The sequence below is a fragment of the Paenibacillus sp. AD87 genome, from assembly GCF_001659845.1.
Lineage (GTDB): Bacteria > Bacillota > Bacilli > Paenibacillales > Paenibacillaceae > Paenibacillus > Paenibacillus marchantiae.
This window is the reverse complement of sequence record NZ_LXQN01000019.1, coordinates 188,063-214,488: the sequence shown is the minus strand read 5'-3', so window position 1 is coordinate 214,488 and position 26,426 is coordinate 188,063. Positions and strand designations below refer to the sequence as shown.

The 26,426-nt window shown below is 47.4% G+C and carries 22 protein-coding genes; 6 read left to right on the top strand and 16 right to left on the bottom strand.

Annotation, left to right across the window (positions count from 1 at the left end; translation table 11 throughout):
- Positions 1–186: 186 nt before the first annotated feature.
- Positions 187–2,310, bottom strand: coding sequence for a 5'-nucleotidase C-terminal domain-containing protein (locus gpAD87_RS24705; RefSeq protein ID WP_064641474.1), 2,124 nt, complete (start codon positions 2,308–2,310; stop codon positions 187–189).
- Between the two features lie 257 nt (positions 2,311–2,567).
- On the opposite strand from gpAD87_RS24705, the gene gpAD87_RS24700 reads away from it, so the two are divergent.
- From gpAD87_RS24700 to gpAD87_RS24680, 5 genes are all read left to right on the top strand, one after another.
- Positions 2,568–3,311 carry a GntR family transcriptional regulator gene (locus tag gpAD87_RS24700; RefSeq protein ID WP_063565776.1) on the top strand — a complete coding sequence of 248 codons (744 nt, stop codon included), beginning with the start codon at positions 2,568–2,570 and terminating at the stop codon, positions 3,309–3,311.
- A gap of 209 nt (positions 3,312–3,520) precedes the next feature.
- Positions 3,521–4,237, top strand: a complete 717-nt coding sequence (deoD, locus tag gpAD87_RS24695; protein WP_063565775.1) for a purine-nucleoside phosphorylase — start codon at positions 3,521–3,523, stop codon at positions 4,235–4,237.
- Positions 4,238–4,266: 29 nt separating this feature from the next.
- Positions 4,267–5,604: an MFS transporter gene (locus gpAD87_RS24690; protein WP_064641472.1), complete on the top strand. Its 1,338-nt coding sequence runs from the start codon at positions 4,267–4,269 to the stop codon at positions 5,602–5,604.
- Between the two features lie 223 nt (positions 5,605–5,827).
- Positions 5,828–6,622 (top strand): aminoglycoside N(3)-acetyltransferase, encoded by a 795-nt coding sequence (locus tag gpAD87_RS24685; protein WP_231952828.1) that lies wholly within the window; start codon positions 5,828–5,830, stop codon positions 6,620–6,622.
- A 311-nt stretch (positions 6,623–6,933) separates the two neighbouring features.
- Positions 6,934–7,386, top strand: coding sequence for a HEAT repeat domain-containing protein (locus gpAD87_RS24680; protein ID WP_064641469.1), 453 nt, complete (start codon positions 6,934–6,936; stop codon positions 7,384–7,386).
- A 197-nt stretch (positions 7,387–7,583) separates the two neighbouring features.
- Here the strand turns inward: gpAD87_RS24680 and rlmH are convergent, their stop codons facing one another.
- The 4 genes from rlmH to gpAD87_RS24660 all read right to left on the bottom strand — a co-directional run bounded on the left by rlmH (position 7,584) and on the right by gpAD87_RS24660 (position 10,950).
- Entirely contained in the window at positions 7,584–8,063 is a 480-nt protein-coding gene (rlmH, locus tag gpAD87_RS24675; protein ID WP_064641467.1) for a 23S rRNA (pseudouridine(1915)-N(3))-methyltransferase RlmH, read from the bottom strand.
- Positions 8,064–8,358: 295 nt separating this feature from the next.
- Positions 8,359–8,526 carry a CxxH/CxxC protein gene (locus gpAD87_RS24670; protein WP_063870633.1) on the bottom strand — a complete coding sequence of 56 codons (168 nt, stop codon included), beginning with the start codon at positions 8,524–8,526 and terminating at the stop codon, positions 8,359–8,361.
- A 326-nt stretch (positions 8,527–8,852) separates the two neighbouring features.
- Positions 8,853–9,374: a hypothetical protein gene (locus tag gpAD87_RS32650; RefSeq protein ID WP_231952826.1), complete on the bottom strand. Its 522-nt coding sequence runs from the start codon at positions 9,372–9,374 to the stop codon at positions 8,853–8,855.
- Positions 9,375–9,672: 298 nt separating this feature from the next.
- Positions 9,673–10,950, bottom strand: coding sequence for a S1C family serine protease (locus tag gpAD87_RS24660; protein WP_063567361.1), 1,278 nt, complete (start codon positions 10,948–10,950; stop codon positions 9,673–9,675).
- Positions 10,951–11,687: 737 nt separating this feature from the next.
- Between gpAD87_RS24660 and gpAD87_RS24655 the strand changes: the two genes are divergently transcribed.
- Positions 11,688–11,900 (top strand): hypothetical protein, encoded by a 213-nt coding sequence (locus tag gpAD87_RS24655; RefSeq protein WP_053781978.1) that lies wholly within the window; start codon positions 11,688–11,690, stop codon positions 11,898–11,900.
- Here gpAD87_RS24655 and gpAD87_RS24650 read toward each other — a convergent pair.
- The 11 genes from gpAD87_RS24650 to gpAD87_RS24600 form a co-directional block, all read right to left on the bottom strand.
- Entirely contained in the window at positions 11,869–12,675 is an 807-nt protein-coding gene (locus tag gpAD87_RS24650) for an MBL fold metallo-hydrolase (protein ID WP_062327768.1), read from the bottom strand. The two genes, gpAD87_RS24655 and gpAD87_RS24650, sit on opposite strands and share 32 nt — an antisense overlap.
- Before the next feature lie 6 nt (positions 12,676–12,681).
- Entirely contained in the window at positions 12,682–13,425 is a 744-nt protein-coding gene (gene yycI, locus gpAD87_RS24645) for a two-component system regulatory protein YycI (RefSeq protein WP_063567362.1), read from the bottom strand.
- A gap of 223 nt (positions 13,426–13,648) precedes the next feature.
- Positions 13,649–14,929, bottom strand: a complete 1,281-nt coding sequence (locus gpAD87_RS24640; RefSeq protein ID WP_063567363.1) for a YycH family regulatory protein — start codon at positions 14,927–14,929, stop codon at positions 13,649–13,651.
- The gene (walK, locus tag gpAD87_RS24635) at positions 14,913–16,763 is read right to left on the bottom strand and encodes a cell wall metabolism sensor histidine kinase WalK (protein WP_063567364.1); all 1,851 of its coding nucleotides are present in this window, start codon (positions 16,761–16,763) and stop codon (positions 14,913–14,915) included. The genes gpAD87_RS24640 and walK overlap by 17 nt, the downstream gene beginning before the upstream one ends.
- The gene (gene yycF / locus gpAD87_RS24630) at positions 16,763–17,485 is read right to left on the bottom strand and encodes a response regulator YycF (RefSeq protein ID WP_062327757.1); all 723 of its coding nucleotides are present in this window, start codon (positions 17,483–17,485) and stop codon (positions 16,763–16,765) included. Before yycF ends, walK begins: the two co-directional genes overlap by 1 nt.
- A 262-nt stretch (positions 17,486–17,747) precedes the next feature.
- Positions 17,748–19,280 (bottom strand): peptidoglycan DD-metalloendopeptidase family protein, encoded by a 1,533-nt coding sequence (locus gpAD87_RS24625; protein ID WP_064641465.1) that lies wholly within the window; start codon positions 19,278–19,280, stop codon positions 17,748–17,750.
- 606 nt (positions 19,281–19,886) lie between these two features.
- Positions 19,887–20,672: a hypothetical protein gene (locus gpAD87_RS24620; RefSeq protein WP_064641464.1), complete on the bottom strand. Its 786-nt coding sequence runs from the start codon at positions 20,670–20,672 to the stop codon at positions 19,887–19,889.
- 226 nt (positions 20,673–20,898) lie between these two features.
- Positions 20,899–22,185, bottom strand: coding sequence for an adenylosuccinate synthase (locus tag gpAD87_RS24615; protein ID WP_064641462.1), 1,287 nt, complete (start codon positions 22,183–22,185; stop codon positions 20,899–20,901).
- A 444-nt stretch (positions 22,186–22,629) separates the two neighbouring features.
- Positions 22,630–23,991, bottom strand: coding sequence for a replicative DNA helicase (dnaB, locus tag gpAD87_RS24610; RefSeq protein ID WP_053781970.1), 1,362 nt, complete (start codon positions 23,989–23,991; stop codon positions 22,630–22,632).
- Position 23,992: 1 nt separating this feature from the next.
- Positions 23,993–24,436 carry a 50S ribosomal protein L9 gene (gene rplI / locus gpAD87_RS24605; RefSeq protein WP_024629550.1) on the bottom strand — a complete coding sequence of 148 codons (444 nt, stop codon included), beginning with the start codon at positions 24,434–24,436 and terminating at the stop codon, positions 23,993–23,995.
- Complete coding sequence (locus gpAD87_RS24600; RefSeq protein WP_064641460.1) at positions 24,433–26,421, bottom strand: DHH family phosphoesterase; 1,989 nt, start codon at positions 26,419–26,421, stop codon at positions 24,433–24,435. The genes rplI and gpAD87_RS24600 overlap by 4 nt, the downstream gene beginning before the upstream one ends.
- Between the last annotated feature and the right edge of the window lie 5 nt (positions 26,422–26,426).

Genomic DNA, 26,426 nt, shown 5'->3' with positions numbered 1-26,426 from the left:
AACCTCCTTATTATTGATAGTTTTATTAAATGCATTTCAAATGTTTTGGTAAGGTATAAATGTGGACAAGGAACAAAAAGTGCGTTTGTCCGGTGGCCTGAGGGGCCTTATAAGGTTGTCATCAAAACAAAAAGAACCACCTGTGTTGTTACACAGGTGGTTCGAGAATGATAGATTCTTTTTAAATTATGAAGCTTTTGCTGCAACAGCTTTTTGAATTAAAGCTTTTGCATCGTTAGTAGAAAGACCTTGTTTAGGTTGAAGCAGATTTTTCTCTGCTCCACTAAGAATACCTTTGTCAATCAGTTTTGCCATAGATTTCACCGCATAGGTAGAAACGGTTTTGCCATCTTCAAAACCTGCAATGATCTTAGCCGCATTTTTATCAGAAGCTTGATCTTTTACCAATTTAGCAAGAATGGTAGCTGCTTCTTCACGAGTGATATCACGATCAGGATTGAAGTTACCACCGTAGCCTTGAATGAATCCAGCGTGAGTTGCTTCAGCGATTGCATCTGCATATGAAGCGTTAGCAGCTACATCCTTGAATGCAGGTGCTGCAGCTACTTCGTTCAGTTTCATCAGGTCTACTAAAGTACTAACAAATTCAGCACGGGAAATAAATTCTGTTGTTGCAGGTGTTTCTGTTTCTTCTTTAGATGCAGCTAGATTCGTGATACGTCCTTCCGTTTTAGCCACAATGTCAGCGCCTTTATACGTATCTACAATGTACTGGTAGAATACATCCAGATCGATAGGACCAGCCAAGGATGATTTAGCATCTACCAGCACTTTATAGTTATCTCCACCTGCAGCCATAAAGTTGTTAACTACAGCCGTATATGTTTTTGCAGGATCAATAGGTGTGCCATCTTCAAGAGTGAGACCAGTAACACGTTCCGCCACTGGTTTATTGAAATCTGCAGTATATTTCAGACCAGAGATCTGTAGAGTTTTGGTGTTTGGTGTACCATCAGCGTTGGTACCCCATTGTTGCTGCAACAAAGTTTTAATTTGTTCGCCAGTCAACTCCAGTTTCACTAGAGTATTACCAAAAGGTTGGATTTTAGCAAGATCAGCAAAGGTCACATCGCCTTTTGGCAGATCCGCACGAATACCACCTGGATTCATAAATGCAAAGTCAGCAGCACTTGCCTTATCCCCAAAATCTGCTTCACGCATTGAATCTGCAATGAGGTTGCCCAGAGCGGCTTCGTTATTATAAGCATCTGTACGAGTAACAGAACCATCCGTTGTACCTACTGGCTTAGTAAGCTCAGGATGCTTGTCTAATGATTTTTTAATAATAGCTAAAGATTCAGGGTCTTCTTTTACACCCTCTTGGAAAGTCGATGTAACTGTAGCTGATTTCTCAGTTACATCCCCAGTTGCAGGGTCAATCATCAATTTAATATCTTCAAATGCCGTACCATAAGAATACGCTTGAACGATCAATTTCCCATTCACTTCTCCATTAGCCAAGGCATGATTGTCACCTGCAACGATAACGTCAACAGGGGAATCTGCTGGCAAAGCTTTTGCTAAATCAGCCGCTTCTCCAGTGGTTACGCCTTCTTTGGTTGTTGCTGGATCATGCGCCAAAACGATGATCGTTTCTACACCTTTATCTTGCAATTCTTTTGCATATTTATTAACGGCTTCAACTTCTTCTTCTGCGCTTAAGAAACGCACACCAGCTGTCCCAGATGGGGATACTTTGGCAGGTGTGGATTTCGTCACTAATCCGATGAATCCGATTTTGACTCCGCCTACTTCTTTAATAACATACGGCTTAATCAATGTTTTGCCAGTGGCAGTTTCAATGACGTTTGCATTGACGTAATCAAATTTTGCACCAGCATGAGTTACTTTTCCTTCTTTTGGATCAAGGCCACCAAAGATTTGTGCCTTCAAAGCAGCGACACCTTGGTCGAATTCATGATTGCCTAGAGAAGCTACATCAAAGCCCATCATATTCATCCATTCCATGGTAGGCTCGTCACGATCGAGAGATGAGACTGGAGCAGATGCACCCACAGAGTCTCCATTATGGAAGAGTAGGGAATGCTCATATTTTGCTTGAGCTTCTTTTAAGTAGGTTGCTAGAATTGGAGCCGTTCCTGCCTTTTTATCACTAACGATCGATGTGGTATCTAACTGACCGTGGAAGTCATTGATACCAATCAAGTGTACTTCTACATCTTTGCCTGCGGCAGAGACAGAACCTGCTGCGCCCAATAGTTGGGTGAGTAGTAGTGCAGCAGTTGCCACACGAATTGTGCTTTGGCCCAGAACTTTTTTCCAATACATGAATTAACAAAACCCCTCTCCAATTATAGATCCTGAAATATTTTACCATAGTTCAATTCATAAAAGTCGTAGAATATATCAAATGGATGTAAAAAATTTAAAGATTGATAGAGAAAGGAACGTAGTTTTATCTGTTACTACTTCGTAAGAAGCGGATTAAACAAAATTTCAGACCTAAGATTCGCCCAAACTCAACGATTACAGGTGTGCTATAATATGCTCTAACTGATGAATTAAGAGAATAGGTGTGTGAACCGATGGAAATAAAGCCGGGACATCTACCCAAAGAAAAAAAACCGCTATACCTCACCGTATACGATGAACTATTCAAAAAGATCATGAGTGGTGTGTTCCCCTCCAATAGTCAATTGCCTGCTGAACCTGAACTTGCCAAAATGTTCGACGTAAGCAGAATGACGTTGAGACAAGCATTAGCTCTATTGCAAGATGACGGACTGGTGACGAGTATTCATGGTAAAGGGAACTTTGTTACCCGAACTCGAATGGTGCAGAGGAATGTTGGGCTGGAGAAAATCGGAAATCCTATTTATAAGTGCCATACAGAGGACATTGATCATGTCGACATCCAGTTCAGACTGGACCTTGAGAGTGACTACACGAAAGAGGTTCTGAAAAGAAAAGCCACAGCTGTAGTAGCCATTGAACGTTGGTATATGAGTAAAGGACAAGCGGTGGCTTACGGATTTACCTTTATGGCCATTGAGGCCGTAACAGAATTGAACCTGGATCTCCAGAATGAAGAACAATTGCTGGACATGCTTGAGAACAAGGTATATGAGCTGGCTAACTCTGCAACGGTAGAGGTCAGACATTCCACCGTGATGAATGCCTCATCTCAAAAATATAAACTGGATGCCGGCGAGGGGTGCGATTTGCTGCTGGAAAGTCTATATGTAAATGAACAGTACCCTATTGTATACAATAAATATTATATTCCTAAAGAATTTAGCCAGATTGTAATTAATGCTTCGAAACCATAGGACTTATTATCATTGCAGGGCAGTGACTTCTCCATATAGGAGAGGTCACTGCCCTTTTGCATACAAGATCGACTACCAGGAAAGAATGCGGGAATTTATTCCATAAAAAATTAGTTGATAGAGAATGCGATGTGTGGTACTTTATTCTCATACCAATTAGACAACTTTTTATACAACTATACCAATTCATAAAGAAGAGGAGATTTGAAATGAGCACATCCCCTAAAGAAACGCCGCATATTCAACCTGGAGGAGTAGAAATCGCAGAGACGATTCTATTGCCAGGCGATCCCTTAAGAGCAAAGTTTATTGCAGAGAACTATTTGGAAAATGTCGTCCAGTTCAATAATGTTCGCGGTATGCTGGGCTATACGGGAACTTTCAAGGATAGAAAAATATCAGTGATGGGTACTGGAATGGGAACACCAAGCATGAGTCTGTACTCATGGGAGCTGATTCATGTATTCGGTGTGAAGAATCTCATTCGTATTGGTTCCGCAGGGGCGATTCAAGATCATTTGAACCTGTATGACATTGTTTTCGCGATGGGTTCTGCAACCGATTCCAATTATGGACACCAGTACAACCTTCCGGGTCACTATTCGATTACGGCATCATTCGAACTGTTGGAAAAAGCCAAGAAAATAGCCGATGCGCAGGGGCAGAAGGTTCATGTAGGCAATGTGCTCTCCAGTGACATCTTCTATAATGCGGACCCAACGGCGCTGAAGAGATGGAGTGAGATGGGAATTCTATGCGCCGAGATGGAATCTGCTGGCCTGTATATGAACGCAGCACATGCGGGCGTTAACGCCCTGTGTATTTTGACGATCAGCGATCATATTTTCAGACATGAATCCACGACCTCGGAAGAGAGACAGACCGCTTTTACTAAAATGATGGAAATTGCACTGGAACTTGCTTGATCATCTGATTCCGGAAAGGAATGTGGCGAATGGCTACAATAACTGAACATACACCGCAAAATACCCCGCCCTTTCAAGCGAAAAGGGCAGTCCCTGTCATTCTGCTCTTTTTCGTCTTTGCCTTAATCATCGATAACTCATTCAAGTTGGTTTCAGTAGCAATAGGCGATGATCTGGGAATCTCTGCAACTATGGTTAGCTTGCAAGCTTCATTAGCGGGACTTGTGATTGGGATTGGCGCCGTCATCTATGCCTCTTTGGCCGACTCCATCAGTATCAGAAAGCTGTTGGTTGCAGGGATTATATTAATCTGCATAGGTTCGATTATTGGGTATATTTTTCAAGACTCTTATCTAATCATTGTTATTGCTCGTATGATCCAGACTGCAGGTCTGGCCGCAGCTGAAACTTTATATGTTATTTATGTAATGAAACACCTGCCCAAAGATGAACAGAAGAAGTTCCTGGGTCTCAGCACAAGCAGCTATTCACTTTCTCTTGTTATCGGTTCCATTACCGGGGGGTACGTGTCCACCTATTTAAGTTGGTCAACATTATTCTTAATTCCGCTGCTGTCCTTAATCCTAATTCCCTTCATTCTTAAATATTTGCCGAAGGAACGATCTCGGAAGAGCCATGTTGATCTCATCGGTTTGATTCTCATATCGGCCATTACTACGTCTGTGTTGATGTATTTAACGGATTTCAACTGGATCTTTATTATGAGTTTCGTAGCCACTGCAGCACTTTTTCTTGGCTATATCAGTAAAAGTAAGAAGGCGTTCATTGGGATTTCCTTTTTTCAAAATAAACGGTTTGCATCCGTACTTGCCATAGCCTTTGTGATTTATTCCGTTCAACTGGGCTACATCTTTATTTTCCCATTCCTGCTTCAAAAGCTGTATGATCTTCAGCTCGACACGATCTCACTGCTGCTGATACCAGGCTATGTAACGGCGATAATAGTCGGTTCGCTGTCTGGAAAAATAGCAAAAGTATTGACCAATAAGCAAGCCGTTTCCATTGCTATGGGCATAATCGTATTCAGCTTGGCTTTACCCGGCCTTATTGGAGGCTCGATTCCTGTATATGTTCTCTCCATGCTGCTGTTCTCGGGGTCATTCGCATTCATGTACGCGCCTTTGCTTGAATCCTGTGTACGCTCCATCCCTGCAGAAAAGTCAGGAACAGCAATTGGATTCTACAACTTGGTGTTAAATGTATCCGCTTCCATAGGCATCACCTATACCGCATCTCTTATGGATGTAGTATCTTTTGGAACGGTATTATGGATCCTTTCAATCATTACCTTGTTCGCACTAGTGATGTACGGATTGCTTGTGGGCCGACTCACTGAGTCGAAGTAATTAAAGGTATCCATAGATTAAAACGCTCAAAATCACCATAAACACTCTCAGCCTTCCTGAAACAAAGTAAATTTTATTGCCGCATAGATACAGGATTGGTACAATATAATGAAATATTAGGGCACTGCTTCGCTAGCATTGCTAGAGACAACCCCGCTACTTGTAGCCGGGTTGTTTTTTGTTTTTTTATTAAAATGACAAGGTGGAGATTCCAATGATGATCATGAAGGAAACAAGAGTGATCCTAACCAAAGAAGACCTCATTCACAAGTTCAAAAGCTGCGGACTCATGGAGGGACAAACCATCATGGTTCATACTTCGTTAAGCAAGCTCGGTTTTGTTGTAGGCGGAGCAGAGACGTTCATTCGATCCCTTCTTGAAATCATTGGAGCAAAAGGAACTCTGATCATGCCATCCCAAACGTGGAAAAATCTCGACCCTTCTACAGGTGTGCATTGGGAGGAGCCCGTAGAGTGGTGGCCTACCATTAGAGAACACTGGCCCGCTTATGATAAGGAGGTTACCCCCGCAATCGGTATGGGTGTCGTAGCCGAGATGTTTCGCAAGTGGCCGGGAGCCCATAGGTCACACCACCCTGCGCGTTCCATAGCGGCGGTGGGCAATCATGCGTCATATATAACGGAAAATCATGATTTAAGCAACATTTTTGGAGATGGCTCCCCGTTGGATAAGCTGTACCAGTTAAACGGCCATGTGCTTTTGGTTGGCGTGGGCTACGAAAAAAACACGTCGCTGCATTTGGCAGAAACAAAGGCAAATTTTCCTGGCAAGAAGTACTCCGAGGAAAGTAGCGCCATGATGATTAACGGCAAGCGCGAATGGGTCACTTACAATACCCAAGCCGTAAACGACGAAGATTTTATTGAATTAGGGCAGCACTACGATACCGAAAAAAACGTGAAGATTCATAAAGTTGGAGACGCTGATGTCCGGTTCTTGGAACAACGACCGTTGATCGACTGGGCAACAGCATGGATGGAGCGCACTAGGGTGTGACGATTGCATTTATTACTAACTATTCCCCCTTATCTACTTCTATATTTGGAACAGCATCAAGGTTGTATGCTGACATAGAAAATAGTGGATACTAATGTTTTGGCAAAAAGTGATCTAATTCTGGGCTAAGCTGGATGGAATACAAAAACTTTTGTTCTGTTACCCTTGCAAAAACATGAATTGGTGAATGTGATGTATAGGCTGTCAATCGGCTTCATAGGAGTAGTTTAGTCAGGTTCGTGCTATAATAGTGTTCACATAAATAACATTCATCATTCTGCCGAGATGGCGATGATTAAGGAGATTGAATTTTGACGAACAACCATGATATTGGAGCAGTTAACGAACTACCGGAAAACCTTGAAGAGCTCAAACGGGCAAGCAAAGGGACAGCAAACTGGAGAGAAAGACTAAATGCGGTGAATGAATTGGGGAACTGGGATACAGCCCCTACCATTAAATTGCTGCAAAATGTTTTGACAAATGACCAAGTGTTCCAAGTGCGCGAAGCCGCATATCTCAAGCTCAAGCAATTGGATGAAGATGTACAAATGCCTGCTAAAAATAAGGGCGAGCTGTTTAAGGGCCTTAACAAAATTTTACTACGGATTAAAAAAAGCCTTCCTGAAGGTCACACATTTGAGCAATTTAAGGAAAAACTGCAAAAGACACGTCTGGATATCTATGATACTTACGAGGGCGACAAAGATGCTGAGTTCGATTCCTGGCTCCATGAAATTTGGGAGACACTAGGTAGAAAATAGCCGCCGAAGCCGATTAGAGTTCAGTGGAACAATGAAAAAAACCGTGTTTTGGCTAACAAGCCAAACATGGTTTTTCTTCGATTTATTTCTTTTCTCGGGGGTCATCAAATAATATGTTCCTTTATGACTGGCACAGTGAAAAATAATAAGCTGAAAAATGAGTATTGGGAACGAGTGGTTGCTTAGAATTTTTCGTCCTACTTATGATACGGTTCATTCCGATTGATCTTCACTGCGCGATAAATCTGCTCCACCAGCACCAGCCGCATGAGCTGATGCGGCAGGGTCATGCGCCCGAAGCTCAAGCGCTGCTTCGCGCGGCGCAGCACCTCATCGGAGAGCCCATGGCTTCCTCCGATGACAAACACGACATGGCTCGTCCCATACGTGCCGAGCTTGTCGATCTCTGTTGCCAGCTCCTCGGAACTCCAGAGCTGGCCGTCCAATGCGAGCGCAACCACATGCGCCTCGCTCTTCACATGCGCGAGGATGCGTTCACCCTCGCGTTCCTTCACCGCCCGCACCTCAGCTTCGCTCAGGGTGTCGGGCGCCTTTTCGTCTGCGAGCTCGATCATCTGAAACTTGATGTACGGGGCGAGCCGCTTGGCATATTCCTGAATGCCCAGCGTCAAATATTTTTCCTTCAGTTTGCCTACGCCAATAATCTGAATCAACATGAAGATTCATTCCTCCTAATCGTCCTGCGAGATAATCTATAAGTAAGATGCTTCAACACATCGTTTGTTCCAATATTTAAAGCTAACGAACTCCACACACCTTATCCAGCCCCATTATGGCTACCGTAGTATCTAAATAAATGAGACACCCTATTTCAGGCAAAACACGCCAAAAACACAAAAAGAGCGCTCCGACACGCTCTCTTTGCTTCTTGCCTGTGATGTTCATACCGGATGGCAGGCGAGCGAGTGCATCCATGACAGACGCACCAACTGCGGATGCCTACACAGTACGCTAGACGACTAGATACTCGGCCTTTTGTTCGCACTCGGCGCACTTCGCAGGCGGGTCCCAATCGGCAAATTCCGTCTCCTTCAGATCAACGATATCTGGAGCGTCCTCATACTCATCAACAAACATGTCGATGGCGATGTCCACGTGTTCTTTGCATACAACGTACATCCGTTCAAGCATCCTTTCTGTATCCAGCTATGCTCCCGATTCACAACCGCTTATCCATACAGGATAGCCACTTCTCTGTTCTATCACACCTGCAGCGGAAAAGAAACCCCTAGCCCCCATTTATCGTGTCCAACTTCCACCAATCCTCTCATTTCAGCACAAATAAAACCAAAAAAGCGTCACTTCTCGACACCCCGTTGGCATCCCAAAGTAACACTTCTCCAAATTCCTAATCTATCCCACTCATTCGTTACTATTCAGATTACCGCACATATGAAAGCCATCGTCCTATTGTATTCGAATCCATATTCAATGGATATTGTATCTTACTCCAGCCCCGACTGCGCCTTCGTCAGCAGCTTGCCACCTTGAAACGCAATAACCGCATTGGCACCAGAACCGCCGGTACCCTTATAATTGTAGACCACCATATTTTCTGCTTCGCTCAATGCCTCGCCTTCACCACCAAGGATATCGATAACTTCCTCTACCGCCATGCCAACCTCTAGCTTTTCATACTGGGCAAACGTAATCAGCACCCCATCTCCCTTTCCAGCCGATCCGTTGTTTCCCGAGCCAACAGGTGCTTTACCTCCAGGCTCATTCACCGCAATCACGGTGGTGCTCAGCTCCTCCAGCTTTTTCTCCAGATCCGCGATCTTCTTGTTCTGTTGACTATTCTTCTCGCTCTGGTCCGCAAGCTTCTTCTCCAGACTTGTAATCTGCTCCTGTAAACCACTAACATCAGCAGTCCCTGACGGGGACACCTCAGAAGTACATGCGGACAAAACAAACAGTGCAGATACCAGACTTGTTCCCCCCACCATGGTTTTCGTCAACCGTTTCATTGAATTAACCCCTTCCACTCCAGATTGAGAATACAGATCGACAAACAGATGTTACTCGCACAGCCGCCCATCACCAACACATTCCCAACAGTTTACCATAACTGGAACCCTTTATAACAGAGACTTTGGCTCTGGTCCTAACCTATCATTGGGAAACGACAAAATCCCCACTGTAACCTCATGAATGTGGTTTATATGTAAATCAAGATTAGTGCAATAAAAAAGAGCGGATCAACAAGTTGATCGACTCTCCTTTATTACCCTATTTCTGTGTGCCATGTACATGAAAGCAATTCTCTTACTCCGGTTTATCCGTCAGCTTCACCGACACCTTCTCGGCGTTGCCATCCCGGTAAAAGGTGATTTCAATCGTATCGCCGATCTTCTTCTTATCGTACAGATATTTCCGCAGATCAAGCGTAGAGGTAATTTTTTGCCCATCAAATTCCGTAATGACATCATTCAGCTTCATGCCCGCTTCGGACGCCGGACCGGACGCTTCCAGTACAACCACACCGCTGTCCACGTGGGATGGCAGCTTGAGGTCTTTACGCTGCTCGTCATCCAGCGGAGCATATGGATTGCTCAGATCGACAGTATATACGCCCAGATATGGACGAGATACTTTGCCGTTCAGCAGCAAGGAATCCACCGTTTTCATCACTTCGTTCATCGGAATCGCAAAGCCGAGGCCTTCAACGCCTGTATCCGAGATCTTCATCGTGTTGATGCCGACCAGTTTGCCGTTCAGATCGGCCAGTGCCCCGCCACTGTTGCCTTCGTTAATCGCCGCATCCGTCTGGATCACGTTTTGTTCCCAGTCATACACACCGTCCTGATTAATGGATACCGGCAGAATCCGATCTGTGTAACTGACAATACCGGATGTCAGCGTACCGCCCAGACCGAGCGGATTCCCGATCGCCAGCACCGTTTGACCGCGCTGAAGTTTGCTGGAATCACCAAGCTCTGCGGCTGGACCGATGCCCTTATCATCTTGCACAGACAATACCGCAATGTCACTCACCCGGTCTTTGCCCACCAGCTTCGCTTTATGCGTTTCCCCGTCCACCGTAACAATCTCCAGATCACTCGCACCTTCCACGACGTGATGGTTGGTCATGATGTAGGCTTTGCCATCTTCCTTTTTGAAAATGACCCCTGATCCCAGCGCAGAATCTTCCATCGACAGGCTGCTGCCCGTTTTATGGTTCACGATGCTCACCACGGAAGGGCGAACCTTCGCAGCTGCCTGGATAATCCGGTCGTACGGATCAGCCGCCTGCGCTGTCTGTGTACCGCCTCCGCCGTTCCCTGCAGCGTTCGCTAGAGGTAATGATGCAGGCTGCATAATAAAGCTGAACAGCGTAACGGTCACGATGGAGCTGATTACCGAACTGATCACGGCTACCTTGACCGTGGAGCTAAAACCCGAGCGTGACTTGCGTGGATTCTGCCAGCGGTCCCGTCCCCTGCCCCTGCCTCCAGGGCGAATGATCTGAAGTTTACCTTTCTGTTCAGGTTCGGCGCGTCTTGATACTTTGGTTGAATAAAAATCGTCTCCAAACAATCCCATCGTGATCCTCTCCCCTTCGTTGTCACGCATCAAGACCCTGACTGCCGCCCGATCGTTGTCGCATGGCCAACGACTGTGTCCTTACGTTACCCCACTCCGGCCACAGCCGAGCTTCCGATCGCTGTTACTCACAAATTTTATTGATTACCCTCTAAATAAGGTGAAAATTTGTTCATAAAGGCGAACGCTTCGCTTCTCCAGCTTCGTTCTGTGTCCTCCGTTACGCGTGTACCGTAAATACCAACTCATTCTTCCATGCGTTCCTGCATAAAAACTCGTTTTGCATATCGCTGCCACTCCCATTAACTCGGAATGAAGCGTCTATGTACAACAGAACGGACATCCCATTCTGCTTGTGACTCTATCAGAAATGCTCTCGCATTCTACGACATGCCTTTTTGCGCGCAAAACAGCTTCTACTATAAAAGCTCCTTATATACTAAACACGCCAAATCTTAAAAAGTTGCATATTTACGAAGATTAACGGAAATTTCCGCTATAACGCGCTTAACAATAAAGGTCCCTAGTATCTATCACCACAAAATCCAGTTGGCTAAGCGCAATTTTGCCTATTCCCGTGAACTTTTTCATCTTCTTAAGCAAAATGCAGCCCCTGGTTCAGCATACACGTCCCTTACGTGTAATTATAGCGGCAAAAAGAGGAATGTTTTCCATCAAGCCTGACTACAATAATAGTAAAAGACAATTCGAAGCTTCATAGAAGGAGGATTCACATTATGGATCGCACGCGTACACTCACAGCCATGGATGAAGTTCATATGGCGGCCAAGCTGGCCGATCTCAAAGAAGAGCATTACCGCAATACCCTTGCCCTAAGCACCATTATTGAACTACTCGTCGACAAAGGCATTCTGACCCGCGAGGAAGTGGAGCGCAAAGCTACCGAACTCGACAGCTTTATGGCTCACCCACCCTATCCCATGGCGTAGGCCGATCATAATACGTATCACAGAGTTTGAACTCATGATCCCGATAAAAGCAACCACGGCTCTCCATCGCATCACGCACGGTCATTTTCGCCAAGTCCATCATATTATGATCCCGGCTCAAATGTGCCAGATACGTGCGCTTGATGCGTCCGTTCATCAGTTCACTAAGCGCAGCTCCCGCCGCTTCGTTCGACAAATGCCCAATGTCGCTCAGAATGCGGCGCTTGGTGTTCCATGGATACCGCCCCATGCGCAGCAATTCGACATCATGATTCGCCTCCAGCACAAGTACATCCGAATCCGAGATCGCATCGCGAACCTTGTCGCTCATATATCCGAGATCCGTCGCGACGGACAGCTTCTCACTACCATCATCGAACGTGTACCCTACCGGTTCCGCCGCATCATGGGAGATGCCGAAAGATTCCACGCGCAGGGAGCCAAAATCATGCTTTTCTCCCGTCTCAAATACCCTTCGGTTTTCCTCTGGAATCGCCCCAACGGACTTCTCCAGTGCCGCCCACGTATTCGTATTTGCATAGATTGGTAAATTATATTTCCGAGACATCGCGCCTAGTCCTTTAATGTGATCGGAATGTTCATGTGTAACCAGAATCCCGTCCAGCTCCGTTCCCGAAATCTCCCGTTCCAGAAACAATGCCTCCAGCCGCTTCGCACTGAGACCTGCATCAATCATGAGGGATGTGCCCCCATGCTGTATAACCGTGGCATTCCCTGTCGAACCGCTGGATAACACGGTAAAATAAATCCCCATAACGCATTACTCCCCTGGTTTGTCTGTCTTGGGACTGAATACATCCCCACTGATGCCCTGCACGTACAACACTTCGCCACTTTCCAGCACGAACCGCCATGCCGGCATCGCCACCTGCATATCTGAATTGAACAACTGGCCGTAATAGCCCAACTGAATATCTTTAACAATCGCATCATTTGGCAAAAAGTTCTCGATCAGCGTACCCAGCGCCTTCGACGCCGGAAGCACCTGCTGATCGCTTTCCTCCGCTGTCGTAATCCGCACCGGAGTCTGACGGTAACCCGTAATTTTCTGATCGCTGTAGAATAGCTCCAGACTAACATTGAAGAGCGGCCATTTGCCATCCACCAACGGATGAAGCACAAATGCCCCATCCTCCGCCATCAGCTGATCCCATCGATACGTACCAATCTGGGGAATCTCGTCCTGTAGTGCATCCTCCAGCTCGCTTTGCGAGAAGATCAGCTTGCTGTCCACTTTATTTTCCAGTTCAACCTCAATGCCTGTCTTGTTATCTTCAATGAACTCATACGACAGCTTCGGCAGCTTCGGCGTCTCATTCGGAATAGGAGCCAGCACTTGAATGCCCTTCTCCTCCATTGCCTGTTGTGTATTATCCGCCAGCGAGGTGAAGTCCAGATTGGCTCCGGCCGTCTCCCGCGCATCCATCCAGATCTGGTATCCCAGCACCAGATTGAGCAGCAGGAAGGCATAGATCAATACATTTTTCGCCCGTCCCCAATCCAAAACATCCACCTCCTTCATTAGACTTCTTGAATTACTTTCTAAAGTTGTCCAACCTGCCACCGCTACTTTAGTCTTTTATAAACTTTGAACATAAAGCTTCACGCTAACGAAGAGGGCAGAAAAAACCTGAAGAAACGTAGTGCTCGCCTTTATCCGATCGGAAGGTTGTTCTGACCGCGGAGTGGATAGTGCAGCCCACCTTATGTTTAATGACTATAACCCATCAAGAAACGGTGGTTTCCTCCCCGTTTCCAAATCGAATTACCCACACCGGTATCAGCTTCAGTCCATCCTCAATGCTGGATGGACGGTACGCCGGATACACGTCTACGACCTTACGGTTGGTACCCGCCACCTTCTGGATGAGCGCCTTCAGCTTGTCCCCACCGGGCAGGGTGACCGATTTCTTCGTCTCCGCGCCTTCGTTCAGATATTCGAGCGAACGTTCATAGCTGGATACCGTCTCCTGCTGCATCTCCATGCTGATCGTGCCGAACCTGAACTGCATCGAGTCCATAATCGGGAAGCTGCTGTAATATTGCTGGAACTGAAGCTTCGTCTTCGTATCGGTTGTATCCAGCATCATGCGGGAACGACCTTTCCAGCCGCCATGCTGATTCACAAAATCAACCGCAGACAGCGCATCCTTCGCTGCATCAATCTGTCCCGCAGGCGGTGCCGCCGGATCGGTGTAGCTAATCCAGCGCTGCTCTTGCTTCACTTGCAGACTGCGTTTGCTGTCTGTATAGATCTCCGATCCATCCTTTTCCCGAATGTTTCGAGTCATGCTTGGATCAAAGAATAGGCTGCGCTGCATTTGTTCGACAGTGAACTGGCCTGTAGGCACGTCAGCCTCAATCGTTTCCAGTGCTTCAGCCGGGATATAATATCCACCGTCCATCAGCGTATAAGGTGTCCAGCTGCTGCCGAAGTCGACGTGCTGCTGCACGTCTTGTACTGTCAGATCCGCCTGCGTCGCCTCGTAGACCACATCGCCTTTGGCGCTGAAGAACAGTGCGTGTGCCTTTGTTTCATTTTTGGCCGTATAGATCGAGATCCGGTTAATCGTTTCCCCCTGGAAGAGGGAGTCTGTCCCGAGTCGCATCACGCGCTGTAACAACGCTACAGGGATGCCTTCCTTGAACGACAGCTCAAAGCCAGGATTCTCCTTACGAATCTGATTCCAGTTGACCGACTGCACACTCCGACGCTGGAAATCATCAAACGTACGTCCCTGCAACCGTGAATAGATCAACTGATAGAACGTATTGCCTGGATAAAACACCGTATGTTTGTCCTCTCCCAGATGAATAACCATCTGATCAGGGAAAATTAAATCTTCAATATTACGCTCCTGGCCCATATTCTCGGTTTTCACATAGTTCGTCTCTGACGTCACAATCGAATCGCCCCCACCGGGCAAACGATAGATCAAGAAGTAACTTTGTACCAAACTGGCAACGACGAGGGAAGCAAGCACCAGAGATTTAATCCGCTCTTTCAAGGTGCTCACCTCCTTCCTCACGCATGGGCAGTGTGAACGTTACCGTCGTCCCCACGTCCACCTCGGACTCCAGTGAGATATTGCCATCATGGGCCTTCACAATTTCCCGGGCAATGGACAATCCGAGCCCCGTACCGCCCATACTGCGGGAGCGAGCCTTGTCTACCCGATAAAACCGTTCAAAAATACGATCCAGATCCCGCTGTGGAATCCCCATCCCCGTATCGGTCACTGATATGGCGAGAGTATGATCATCATTGCGTCTGGCTGCGATTGTAATCGTGCCACCTTCAAGCGTGTATTTCAGCGCATTGGACACAACATTATCAAGCACCTGATCAATTTGGTCGCGATCCAGCGGAACCGCTGGAATCCCGTTCTCTACAGAAAGCACAGATTGAATATCCTTCTGATGCATCTGGAACGAAAAACGATCCGACACTTCTTCCAACATCTCCATGATGTCGGTTGGCTGTTTGCGCAGCATCGCTTCCTTGGAATCGAGCCTGGACAGATGCAGCAAATCCGTAACTAATCGAATCATACGCTCCGTCTCATTCTGGATTACCCCAACGAATCGTCCAGCGAGCTGCGGATCTTCCAGAGCTCCATCATCCAGCGCTTCTGCGTAGCTTTTAATGGTAGTCAGCGGTGTACGCAGCTCATGAGAGACATTCGCCACGAATTCACGCCGTGAAGCTTCCAGTTCTTCCTGCTCCGTAACGTCCTGAAGCACAGCGATCGTGCCGGTAATGCCTAGCTCACGACGATGAACCGGTGTAAACGTCATACGGATGACAACCGGATCTTCTTGTCCCGCAGGCGCAATCTGGAGCAGCGTCGAACCTGTAAAACCACTGGCTAACGCTTCAGCATCTTCCGGATCAATGCCCAGCAATACGGCAAAGTGCCTTCCTTCAATGTCCGCCGGACGCATGCCCAGAATGCTGCTGGCACGGCGGTTCACCAGAATGACTTTGCCATATTCATCCGTTGCGACCACGCCATCGCTCATATTAGTGAGAATGGACGTCAGCTTCTCCTTCTCCTCTTCATTCTGGGAGAGTGCATCCCGGAGCCTGCTGGTCATATAGTTGAACGCCCGACTGAGCTGTCCAATCTCATCCGTTCCGAATACAGGGGTCTGCTGGTCGAAGTTGCCTTCGGCAACCGCCGTCGCCCTTCGGGTGACTTCCTTAATCGGCTGCGTAATCGTATGTGACAGAATGACACCGAGCACTGCGGTTAATACCAAGGCAATCAAAATGCCGGAGATAAAAATCTTGTTAATGCCCTCCATTGTGGCATATAACTCGTTCATGGAGGCGGCGATGTAGACCGCGCCGATAATCTTGCCGCCGGACAGTACCGGCTTGGCAACGACCTTTTTGCGAACATTATCCTCGTCCACGATATATTCCTCATTGTCCCGAATGCCTTGCAGCGCACGGCTGACAACGGTCTGGGTGTTTTTGCGTCCAACATAGTCTGAATGGGAACTTAGCGAGGTGGTCAGCACTTTGCCGCTGGCATCCAGCACCTGAATCTCCGCGCCGTTAATGTTGAACAGGTTGTTTACCAACACACGCAGGTTTTCCGTTTTATCCTCGCCAGCCTCGGCTTCTCCACCAGCCATCGTCTCTCCCACAAGCACAGACAGCATCTCAGCCCGTGCCTGCAAATCCTCAGTGAAGTTGCTGGTCAGCGAGTTCTTCATCGCACTCACAAAATAAACGCCGATCAATTGCATCGCAATTAGAATCAGCAGTACATAGATAATAATCAGTTTCGCCTGAATCGTTCGAAAGAACGAAAATCGCGAGAAACGCCCCATTATATCCCCACGCTTTTGGGACTGCGCACGAGATAACCCAGCCCGCGGCGAGTCAGAATCGTTTCCGGTTTGCTCGGGTTCTCCTCAATCTTCTCACGCAGACGACGAATCGTAACATCAACGGTACGTACATCCCCGAAATATTCATATCCCCATACAGCTTGCAGCAGATGTTCACGTGTCATTACCTTGCCGGAATGCTTCGCCATATAATAGAGAAGTTCGTACTCACGGTGGGTCAGATCCAGTGGTTCGCCGCCTTTGTAAGCTGTATACATGTCCATATCAAACGCCAAATCAAATAAACGCATGACCTGTTTCTCTTCGTCTTCCGGCGCTTCTGCCGTAATGGCAGGCTTCTGCCGTCTGCGCATCTGTGCTTTCACCCGGGCGAGCAGCTCGCGCGTACTGAAAGGCTTCGTCACGTAATCATCCGCGCCCAGTTCCAGACCGAGCACCTTATCGATCTCGCCATCCTTTGCGGTCAGCATAATGATCGGCATCTCCAGATGGGCACGCACCTCGCGGCACACATCCATACCATCCTTACCTGGCAGCATCAGGTCCAGCAGCATCAGATCCGGCTTCTCGGATAACGCCAATTCAACCGCACGAATGCCATCAAAAGCGCAGATGACCTCGTACCCCTCTTTTTCCAAATTAAACTTCAGAATGTCCGCAATGGGCTGTTCATCGTCCACCACCAAAATCTTCCCCTGCATCGGCTGTCTTCACCCCTATATCCTGCTTGATCCGCCTGAGCGGTCTATCTCTCTTAATCATCTTATATGAATTGTGTTCCTACGTTTTCATTGAATATAGTCTATATCAAATGACTTGTTGCCTATAGTCTATAGTTTAACATACCTGAAGCACCGTCACATCCCGATCAGCGCCAATGTGCAGCCCAAACTGAAAAATTTTTACAGCAGCAAAAAACAAGGCCAGCATCTTGTGCCAACCTTGCCCTGGATTGCGATATAACTAGTTCAAGTATGTCAACGGATTTTCCACCGTTCCGTTCTTGATAATCTCGAAATGCAGATGCGTCCCGGTCGAACGGCCCGTATTGCCCATGACGCCGATGCTCTCACCTTTTTCGACGACTTGACCAACCTTAACACCAATGCTGTTCAAGTGCCCATAAAGTGTTTCGTATCCATTACGATGGTTAATAATAATAACATTGCCATAACCACTCTTCTGTCCTGCAAAAGTAATCACGCCCTCATCAGACGCTTTCACGTCCCGGTTACCGACAAGATCGACACCTTTGTGCTGGCGACCCCAGCGTTGTCCAAAGCTGCTGCTCATCGTAGCGTTCGATACCGGCCAAGCAAATTCGCCTGTACCTTCACCGACCACTTTGGTTCCACTAAGGACCACTTCAGTAACCGCTGCTTTGATGACTTCCTGGCCAAGCCATTCCTCCTGAACGACTTCACCATTTTCCTTCGTTATCCTATATTGCATGCTTTTCAGACCGCTTTGACCTGGACGCACCACTTTGGTTGTGCCTGCTTTGAGCTCAGCACTTTTGCGTACTTCCACCTGCGGTTTAATCTCAATCTGTTCAACCACCTGCTCTACCGATTTAACAGTAACGGCTGGTTTTGGCACCGTCAGTGTAAGCTCGTCCCCAATTTGCAGCGACGTTTCTTTGATGCCCGGGTTATGTTTGCGAATTTCGCTTTGCGTAATTTCGTATTTGGCGGCAATGGAAGAGATCGTATCTCCTTCACGCACGACATAAGTTACAGGCGCGTCTTTACCAACGGTTAAAGCTTCAACCGCCTCGGATACATCCCATATTTTGTTTGGGTCAGCCTTCACCACATCTGTCGCTACATCTTCCTTGATGCCCACCGACTTCAGCGTAGTACTCGGCCCCTCGGCTTTCTTCGATGAGTTTGCCGATACCGACTTCGTCTTGAGCGAACTGCGCACAGCCGATGCCGATATGTACTTGTTCTGCACTTGTTCCAGAATCGCATCTGCTGTTGCCTGATCCTTCACAATGCCGATTACTTCACCGTCTACCTTGAGCTCTACACCCTTGGCATAGGCGGTAAGCATGTCGCCGAGCTTGCCCAGCGTTTCATCGCTGTTCACTACGGGTTTGTATGCTTTAATGGTTTCGGTCGTGATGCCGTCTGTGTTCAGCACCATTTCCGCATCTGGATATTTATTTTGGAATTCCTCGGTTTTGTCTGCAAATAATTTCTGTAATTGCGTCTCATCCGTGATGGTGCCAATCTCATTTCCTTTAACCATCACTTTATAATATGGGACGGTGTTTGCAGCAACGTATTGTTTGCCTGCGAATCCGATCGATGCAGCGATAAATAAACCACATGCTGCTGTAATGATCCATTTGCGCGAGGCCAGAACGCGCTTTTTATTACTACTGAAGTTGGACATGCTCATGTTGTTTTTGTCTTCGGCCGTCCGGTGTTCCCCGGATTGTTCGTGTTCCCGGTTCTTGCCCGGTTGGCGTATGCCTCTGAAACCTTTCATGATTCTCTCCTTTTCAGCACTTCTCAGTTCGCATTTCTGTCAAGACATCACCCACTGTGTCTGTCCCATGCTTGTCGATATTTGTATTCGGGTGTCCGCAAATCAGGACTTTAGCTGCGCTCGTAAAAGTGTCAAAATTTTAACCTTTTATCACACCCGTATACTTTAACACAGGTTTTACACTCATTTCAACTGTACACGTCATAGCGCAAAGCCGCGCCACGCTTGGTTTTCCTGTATTATCCATAAGATGGCAGATCAATATTCTTCACCATATCGCCTCTACTTCAGGTATACTATGTACTTTTGATCATTTTTTAAGACTAGGTTCTAAGACCCACCGAAATGTGTTTTCTTTTTCATAAAAATACAAATAGAATATCCCTCGCCAGATCATCTCTGGTGAGGGATTTCGTTGACTCTTGCTATAGAGTGCCTCATATTGGCTGGATTGTATGCTAACCAATTTCTGCTTTTATTTCATTTCTAGAATGGCCTAATGAATTAAATTTCTCTGATTTACCGCTCAGGATTCGATCTTTCGATTCCTTTATGAATATTCAGCAAAGGGTCGCAGATTTACGGATTTCCCTATATGAACTTAGTTTATTCCGCCTGAAGGACTTCCATTAGATTATCGTATTCTTCGCTCGTCAGATACTTGGAGATCACCTGCTCAATATCGCGCAGCTCCTGCTCAGTCAGGCCGCCTTCCATAGCGCCTGAGATTTGCTGCATCTCTTTCTGGGGCAGCTTGTTCATCAGCAGACTGAAAATTTTTTCTTTTTCCTCCAACGGCAGCTTGTCCTTCTTGCCTGTGATGTCATCCGGAGATACTACAATCTCATCATTCCCTGAAGAAGACGTGCCATTGGAATTCGTACCTGATCCGTTGCCCGATGCTGTACTGTTGCCAGGCGTTGTCCCAGATTCGGTACCCGCATTTGTGCCAGCATCTGCGTCTGTTCCCGCAGCTGAGCTGCCCCCTGGGCTTGATCCCGTAGCAGAAGAGTCCGTTCCTGAGCCTGCTCCTTGACCATCGTCTGTTCCCATACCCTGTTCAGAGCTGTTGCCTGTGTTCGCGCCTGTTTCTCCACTTTCTGTTCCATTGCCCATGACAGATATCGCATCTTCTGGAACGTGTTCCTCTTCCGCTCCTGCCGGCTGATCTGTCGTGCCCGTTCCCGGCTTCTTCTCTTCACCGGACTTACCACCTAATGCACCCTGAAACATAGCCGTTAACCCCATGGGCTGGCCTTCCCACTGAATATTAAAACTCGCCAGCAGCGATTTTACATATGACTGAACGATTAATCCGGTTGTCAGCAGGGTCAGTGAACTGACCAGCATCACGGTAAGCAATATTTTAATGAACCATTGAAGCAACTTCATTCCCGTTCTCTCCCTCCGTTATTCCGACCCCATATCACATTCGATGTTTCAGGATCTATGAGTCTACTGTTAACCAGTATTGACGAAAATCCGGGGATTATATCAGGAAGACGTGCGAAAAACCCCAGCCATCGCTATTTAAGCGATAACTGGGGCTCTATGATGCCTATATAGGCATATCATTTGGATGAACGTTTACTTCGTATTGCAGAGTTAATATAGCTGCTTATTCGTAGATAGGAAGAACCTGATTCGTTTGCTCACGGTTACGGCCTACAGAGAATATGGCAATTGGAATGCCTGTCAGTTCGGAAACACGTTTCACATAGTTCTGTGTGTTCACAGGCAGGTCTTCCAGCTTCTTCGCTGCTGTGATATCTTCGCTCCAGCCCGGAAGCTCTTCGTATACCGCTTCACATTCTGCCAGCATTTTCAGGCTTGCCGGATAGTGAGTGATAACCTCGCCACGGAATTTGTATCCTGTGCAGATTTTTACCGTTTCCAGACCTGTCATTACATCCAGGGAGTTCAGGGATAGACCCGTGATTCCGCTAACACGACGAGCGTGGCGAACAACAACACTGTCGAACCAGCCGACACGACGCGGACGTCCAGTTACAGTACCGTACTCATGTCCGGTCTCACGAATTTGGTCACCAATTGCATCATGCAATTCTGTCGGGAAAGGACCATCTCCTACACGTGTTGTATAGGCTTTAGCCACACCGATAACCTGCTGAATACGAGCTGGGCCAACGCCAGAACCGATACATACGCCGCCTGCAGACGGATTGGATGAAGTAACAAATGGATAAGTACCTTGGTCAAGATCCAACATAACGCCTTGTGCGCCTTCGAACAATACTTTTTTGTCCTCGTCGATGTATTCATTGAGTACAACTGATGTATCACGCACATAAGGACGCAGAATTTCTGCATATCCCAGGTAATCTTTCAGAATTTCTTCTACATCTACAGACTCGCCGCCATAGACTTGCTCGATTACACGGTTTTTTTCTTTTACCAAATGACGCAGTTTCAGTTCGAACTCTTCCGCATCAAGCAGATCAACCATACGAATACCGATACGAGCTGATTTGTCCATGTAACATGGGCCAATTCCCTTACCTGTTGTACCAATTTTGTTCGGGCCTTTGCTCTCTTCTTCCAATGCATCCAATACCATGTGATATGGCAGGATGATGTGTGCGCGTTCGCTGATGGACAGGTTTTTGGTCGTAAAGTCATTGTCATGAATATAGTTAATTTCTTCGATGAGTGCCTTCGGGTTGATAACCATACCGTTACCAATTACACATGCTTTGTCTGTGTAGAAGATACCCGATGGAATCATCGTCAATTTATATTTTTTGTTATCGATCAGAATCGTGTGTCCTGCATTGTTACCGCCTTGGTAACGAGCAACCACGTCTGCGGATTCCGCCAAATAATCCGTAATCTTGCCTTTACCTTCGTCTCCCCATTGCGTTCCCACTACAACTACCGTTGACATAGTACATACCTCCGTGGGTGCCTTGCGCACCTTTGTATTGGTCTGTCCGTCCTCTATCTCGGCAGGAATTTGAAGTGAAATTACCAGCGGAGAAGCGTGCTAACGGACAGTGAAAATCTCCCTCGATTTACATCCAAGGGAAGGTTTTCGCTGCTTTAACGCAGCAGTACTAGTGTACCAGTCCCTTTTTTCAAAGTCAAATCAAATGGCGAACAATTAGATATAGTCAAACTCTAATGTTCGGAATTGACTCCATATTGCGACGCAAAAAACCGGCGTAGCCAGTCAAATCTTGCTTGACGGCTAACCCCGGTTATACGCTACGCGTCTAAATCCAACGCTATATGTCGTATTCACAACGTATTTATGATTTCATATGATCTAATGGTTGATGTCGGGGACAGACGATTTCACTTCCCAATCGAAGCAGTCTGTGCCTGTCCCCTACATGGCAAAGGCATCATTATGTGCCCGCTCGTAGTTAACGAATTTATTAAAGTTTTTCAAGAAGACCAGTTCCACCGTGCCTACCGGACCATTACGCTGTTTGGCGATAATAATCTCGATAATATTTTTCTTCTCGGTCTCCTGGTTATAGTAGTCATCCCGGTAAAGGAACGCAACGATGTCGGCATCTTGCTCGATCGAGCCCGATTCCCGCAAGTCACTCATCATCGGACGTTTATCCTGACGTTGCTCTACACCCCGGCTCAGCTGAGACAAGGCAATAACCGGAACTTCCAGTTCCCGGCCAATCTGTTTCAGTGTACGCGAAATCTCGGATACCTCTTGTTGACGGTTCTCGCCGGCTTTACCACGTCCACTAATCAGTTGAAGGTAGTCGATCAGAATCATGCCAAGGCCTTTCTCTTTCTTGAGACGACGGCATTTAGCACGAATGTCAGCTACGGTGATCCCTGGCGTATCATCAATGTAAATATTAGCTTCGTTCAAGGCTGCAATGCCCATCGTCAGCTTCTGCCAATCTTCATCACCTTTAAAGTCTCCCATACGCATGACACTCGCATCCAGATTGGCCTCTGCACAGATCATACGCTGTACAAGCTGTGCGGCTGACATCTCCAGACTGAATATTGCAACCGTCTCCTGCGCACGAATGGCTACATTCTGAGCGATATTCAGGGCGAAGGCGGTCTTACCTACAGATGGACGTGCCGCTACAATAATCAAGTCACTCCGCTGGAATCCGGCGGTCATCTTGTCCAGATCGATGAACCCGGACGGAATGCCCGTTGTGGTGCCCTTGTTCTGATGCAACGTCTCCACACGGTCGAATACTTCCATCAGAACATCCTGAATGGCTATAAACCCACTACTGGAACGTCGGTTGGAAATCTCCAGAATGCGCCGCTCTGCTTCTCCAAGCATAGCCGCGACATCCTCACCGCCCGTGTATCCTTCACTCACAATTTGCGTAGCTGTACGAATCAGGCGACGCAGCATGGATTTCTCTTCGATAATCTGAGCGTAATAATCTACGTTCGCGGCAGTCGGAACACCATGAGCCAGCTTCGCCAGATAACTGACGCCGCCGATGTCCTCAAGCTCGCCTTTATCCTTCAGCAGCGAAGTCAGTGTCACGAGGTCAATCGGTTGATTTCCCTCGCCAAGCTGGATCATCGCTTCAAAAATTAATTGATGGGGTTTATCATAGAAATCCTCGGTTTGCACCCGTTCCATCGCTGTAATCAGGGCTTCGCCCTGCAACAGGATTGCACCCAGCACTGCCTGTTCGGCTTCCAGGTTCTGTGGGGGAATCCGGTCGAATAACATTTCGCCGCCCATCTTACTCCTCCGTTACCTGTACCTTCAAGGTAGCCTTCACTTCAGGGTGAACCTTGACGGTGACTTGCGTTACGCCGAGTGTGCGAATAGGCTCGTCCAGTTCAATTTTGCGTTTGTCGACTTTCAGACCTTTCGCTGCCAGAGCTTCTGCGATTTGTTTGCTCGTGATTGCACCGAACAGACGGCCGCCTTCGCCGGATTTTGCTTTCAGTTCAGTCACTTCAGCTTCCAGCTTTTTAGCCAGAGCTTCCGCTTCTGCTTTCTCTTCCTGCTTTCGTCTGTCTTCCGCTGCCTTCTGGTTGTCCAGTGTTTTCATGTTTCCGTCTGTTGCTGGACGTGCGATTCCCCGTGGCAGGAGAAAGTTCTGTGCGTATCCCTCGGACACTTCCTTCACTTGTCCTTTTTTGCCTTGACCCTTCATATCTTTTATAAAAATGACTTTCATTCGAACAAACCCTCTTCCTTTTCGATTTCAGCCAGTACGTTCGTCAGCCGTTTTTCCGCCTCTCCAAGCGTTCCTTCAAGCTGCACGGCAGCATTCGTCAAATGTCCGCCACCGCCCAGTCGTTCCATGACCACCTGAACATTCATGCGCCCCAGCGATCTCGCGCTGATGCCAATCAGTCCATCCGGGCGTTCACTAATGACAAATGAAGCGACCACGTCGGTCATATTAAGCAATGTGTCCGCCACTTGGGCGATCATCATCTGTGGAATCTTGTTGCCAGGGTCTGTGACCGCCAGCGCAATGTTCCCGTATACCATTTTAGCATGCTTTATGATTTCTGCCTTAGCAATATATTCTGACAAATCTTCTTTCATCAGCCGCTGGATCATAATGGTGTCTGCACCACTACGACGCAGGAAGCCTGCCGCTTCAAACGTTCTCGATCCCGTATGGAGTGCAAAATGCTTCGTATCCACCGTAATCCCGGCTAATAACGCCGTCGCTTCCAGTGGAGTGAATTGTACCTTGTCATGAATATATTGGAGAAGCTCAGTCACCAATTCTGCTGCCGAAGAAGCATATGGTTCCAGATAGATCAGAACTGCATCGTTAATGAATTCTTCACCCCGACGGTGGTGATCCACAACCACGACACGCGTAGCGGATTGAACCAGCTTCGGCTCCATTGTCATGGATGCCTTATGTGTATCGACAACAACGAGCAGCGTATGCTCCGTCATCATCTGGGTTGCCTGTTCCGGCGACACAAAGGCTTTGGACAGCTTTTCATCCTTATTCACCTGTTCCATCATGCGTTCAATGGAAGGGTTGGGGCCATCCAGTACAATTCGTGCCTCCACATTGTACAGACTCGCCGCTTTCCATACCCCAATAGACGCGCCAATCGCATCCATATCAGGCATTTTGTGACCCATGATAATCACCCGGTCGCTCTCCTGCATCAAGTCACGCAATGCATGTGCGATAACCCGAGCTCTTACCCGTGTACGTTTCTCCACCGCGTTGGACTTCCCACCGTAAAAGGACAACCGCTGTCCAGATTTTACGGCAGCCTGATCGCCACCACGGCCAAGTGCCATATCCAAACTGGACTGAGCCAGTTCTCCCATCTCACTGATGGTATCCGAACCAAATGCCAGTCCAACACTTAGTGTCATCGGCACCTTTAGATCAGCCGTCATCTCCCTGACTTCATCCAGAATGACAAACCGGCTCTGCTCCAGTTCCTGCAAAGACTTATAGTTCAACATCATGAGATAACGATCAGAAGAGAGGCGGCGCAGGTATACCTCATACCGTTTCGCCCAAGACGTAATCTCGCTTGTTACACGGGCAATCAGCGCAGTCCGCTGCTGGTCGTCCATGCCCTGGGCTGCTTCGTCCAGGTTATCGAGAACCAGAATGCCCAGTGCCATGCGTTCATTCTCATATTTATCACGAAGAATGGCTAGCTCTGTAATCTCGTAAACATATACATACCGCTCCTGCGGGTTATGGATAACTCCATAAAATCGATCATCCAGTTGGAATTCGTCGTGAAGCTCCTTAGACGGCTCCTTGGTCCCATCCTTTTTTTCCTTCGGTTGAGGAAGTTTGGGAAATAAATTTTGCAGCGGATTACCTACCATCGTCTTCTCTTGGAACATGTCCGCGACGAAGCGATTATGCCACTCTACGGTACGATCTTCGCTGTACAGCACAATACCGAATGGGAGCATGCTGACCGCTTCCCCCTCCATTCGTTTGATCCGAATGGAAAGGCCATTAATGTAGTCGTTAAGCTCACGACGGAACGCGAGCTCCGCCTTAATCATGACGATTCCCAGCGCCGAAGCCAGTATCAGACTAATCAAACCAAGCGTCCAGTTGTAGATGGTCACGAACATAACAAGCAGAAGCAGCAGTATGAACGCCCATACGGTATAGTAGCCGTGCCAGCGTTTCTTCAGAAATTTAGGCATGACTC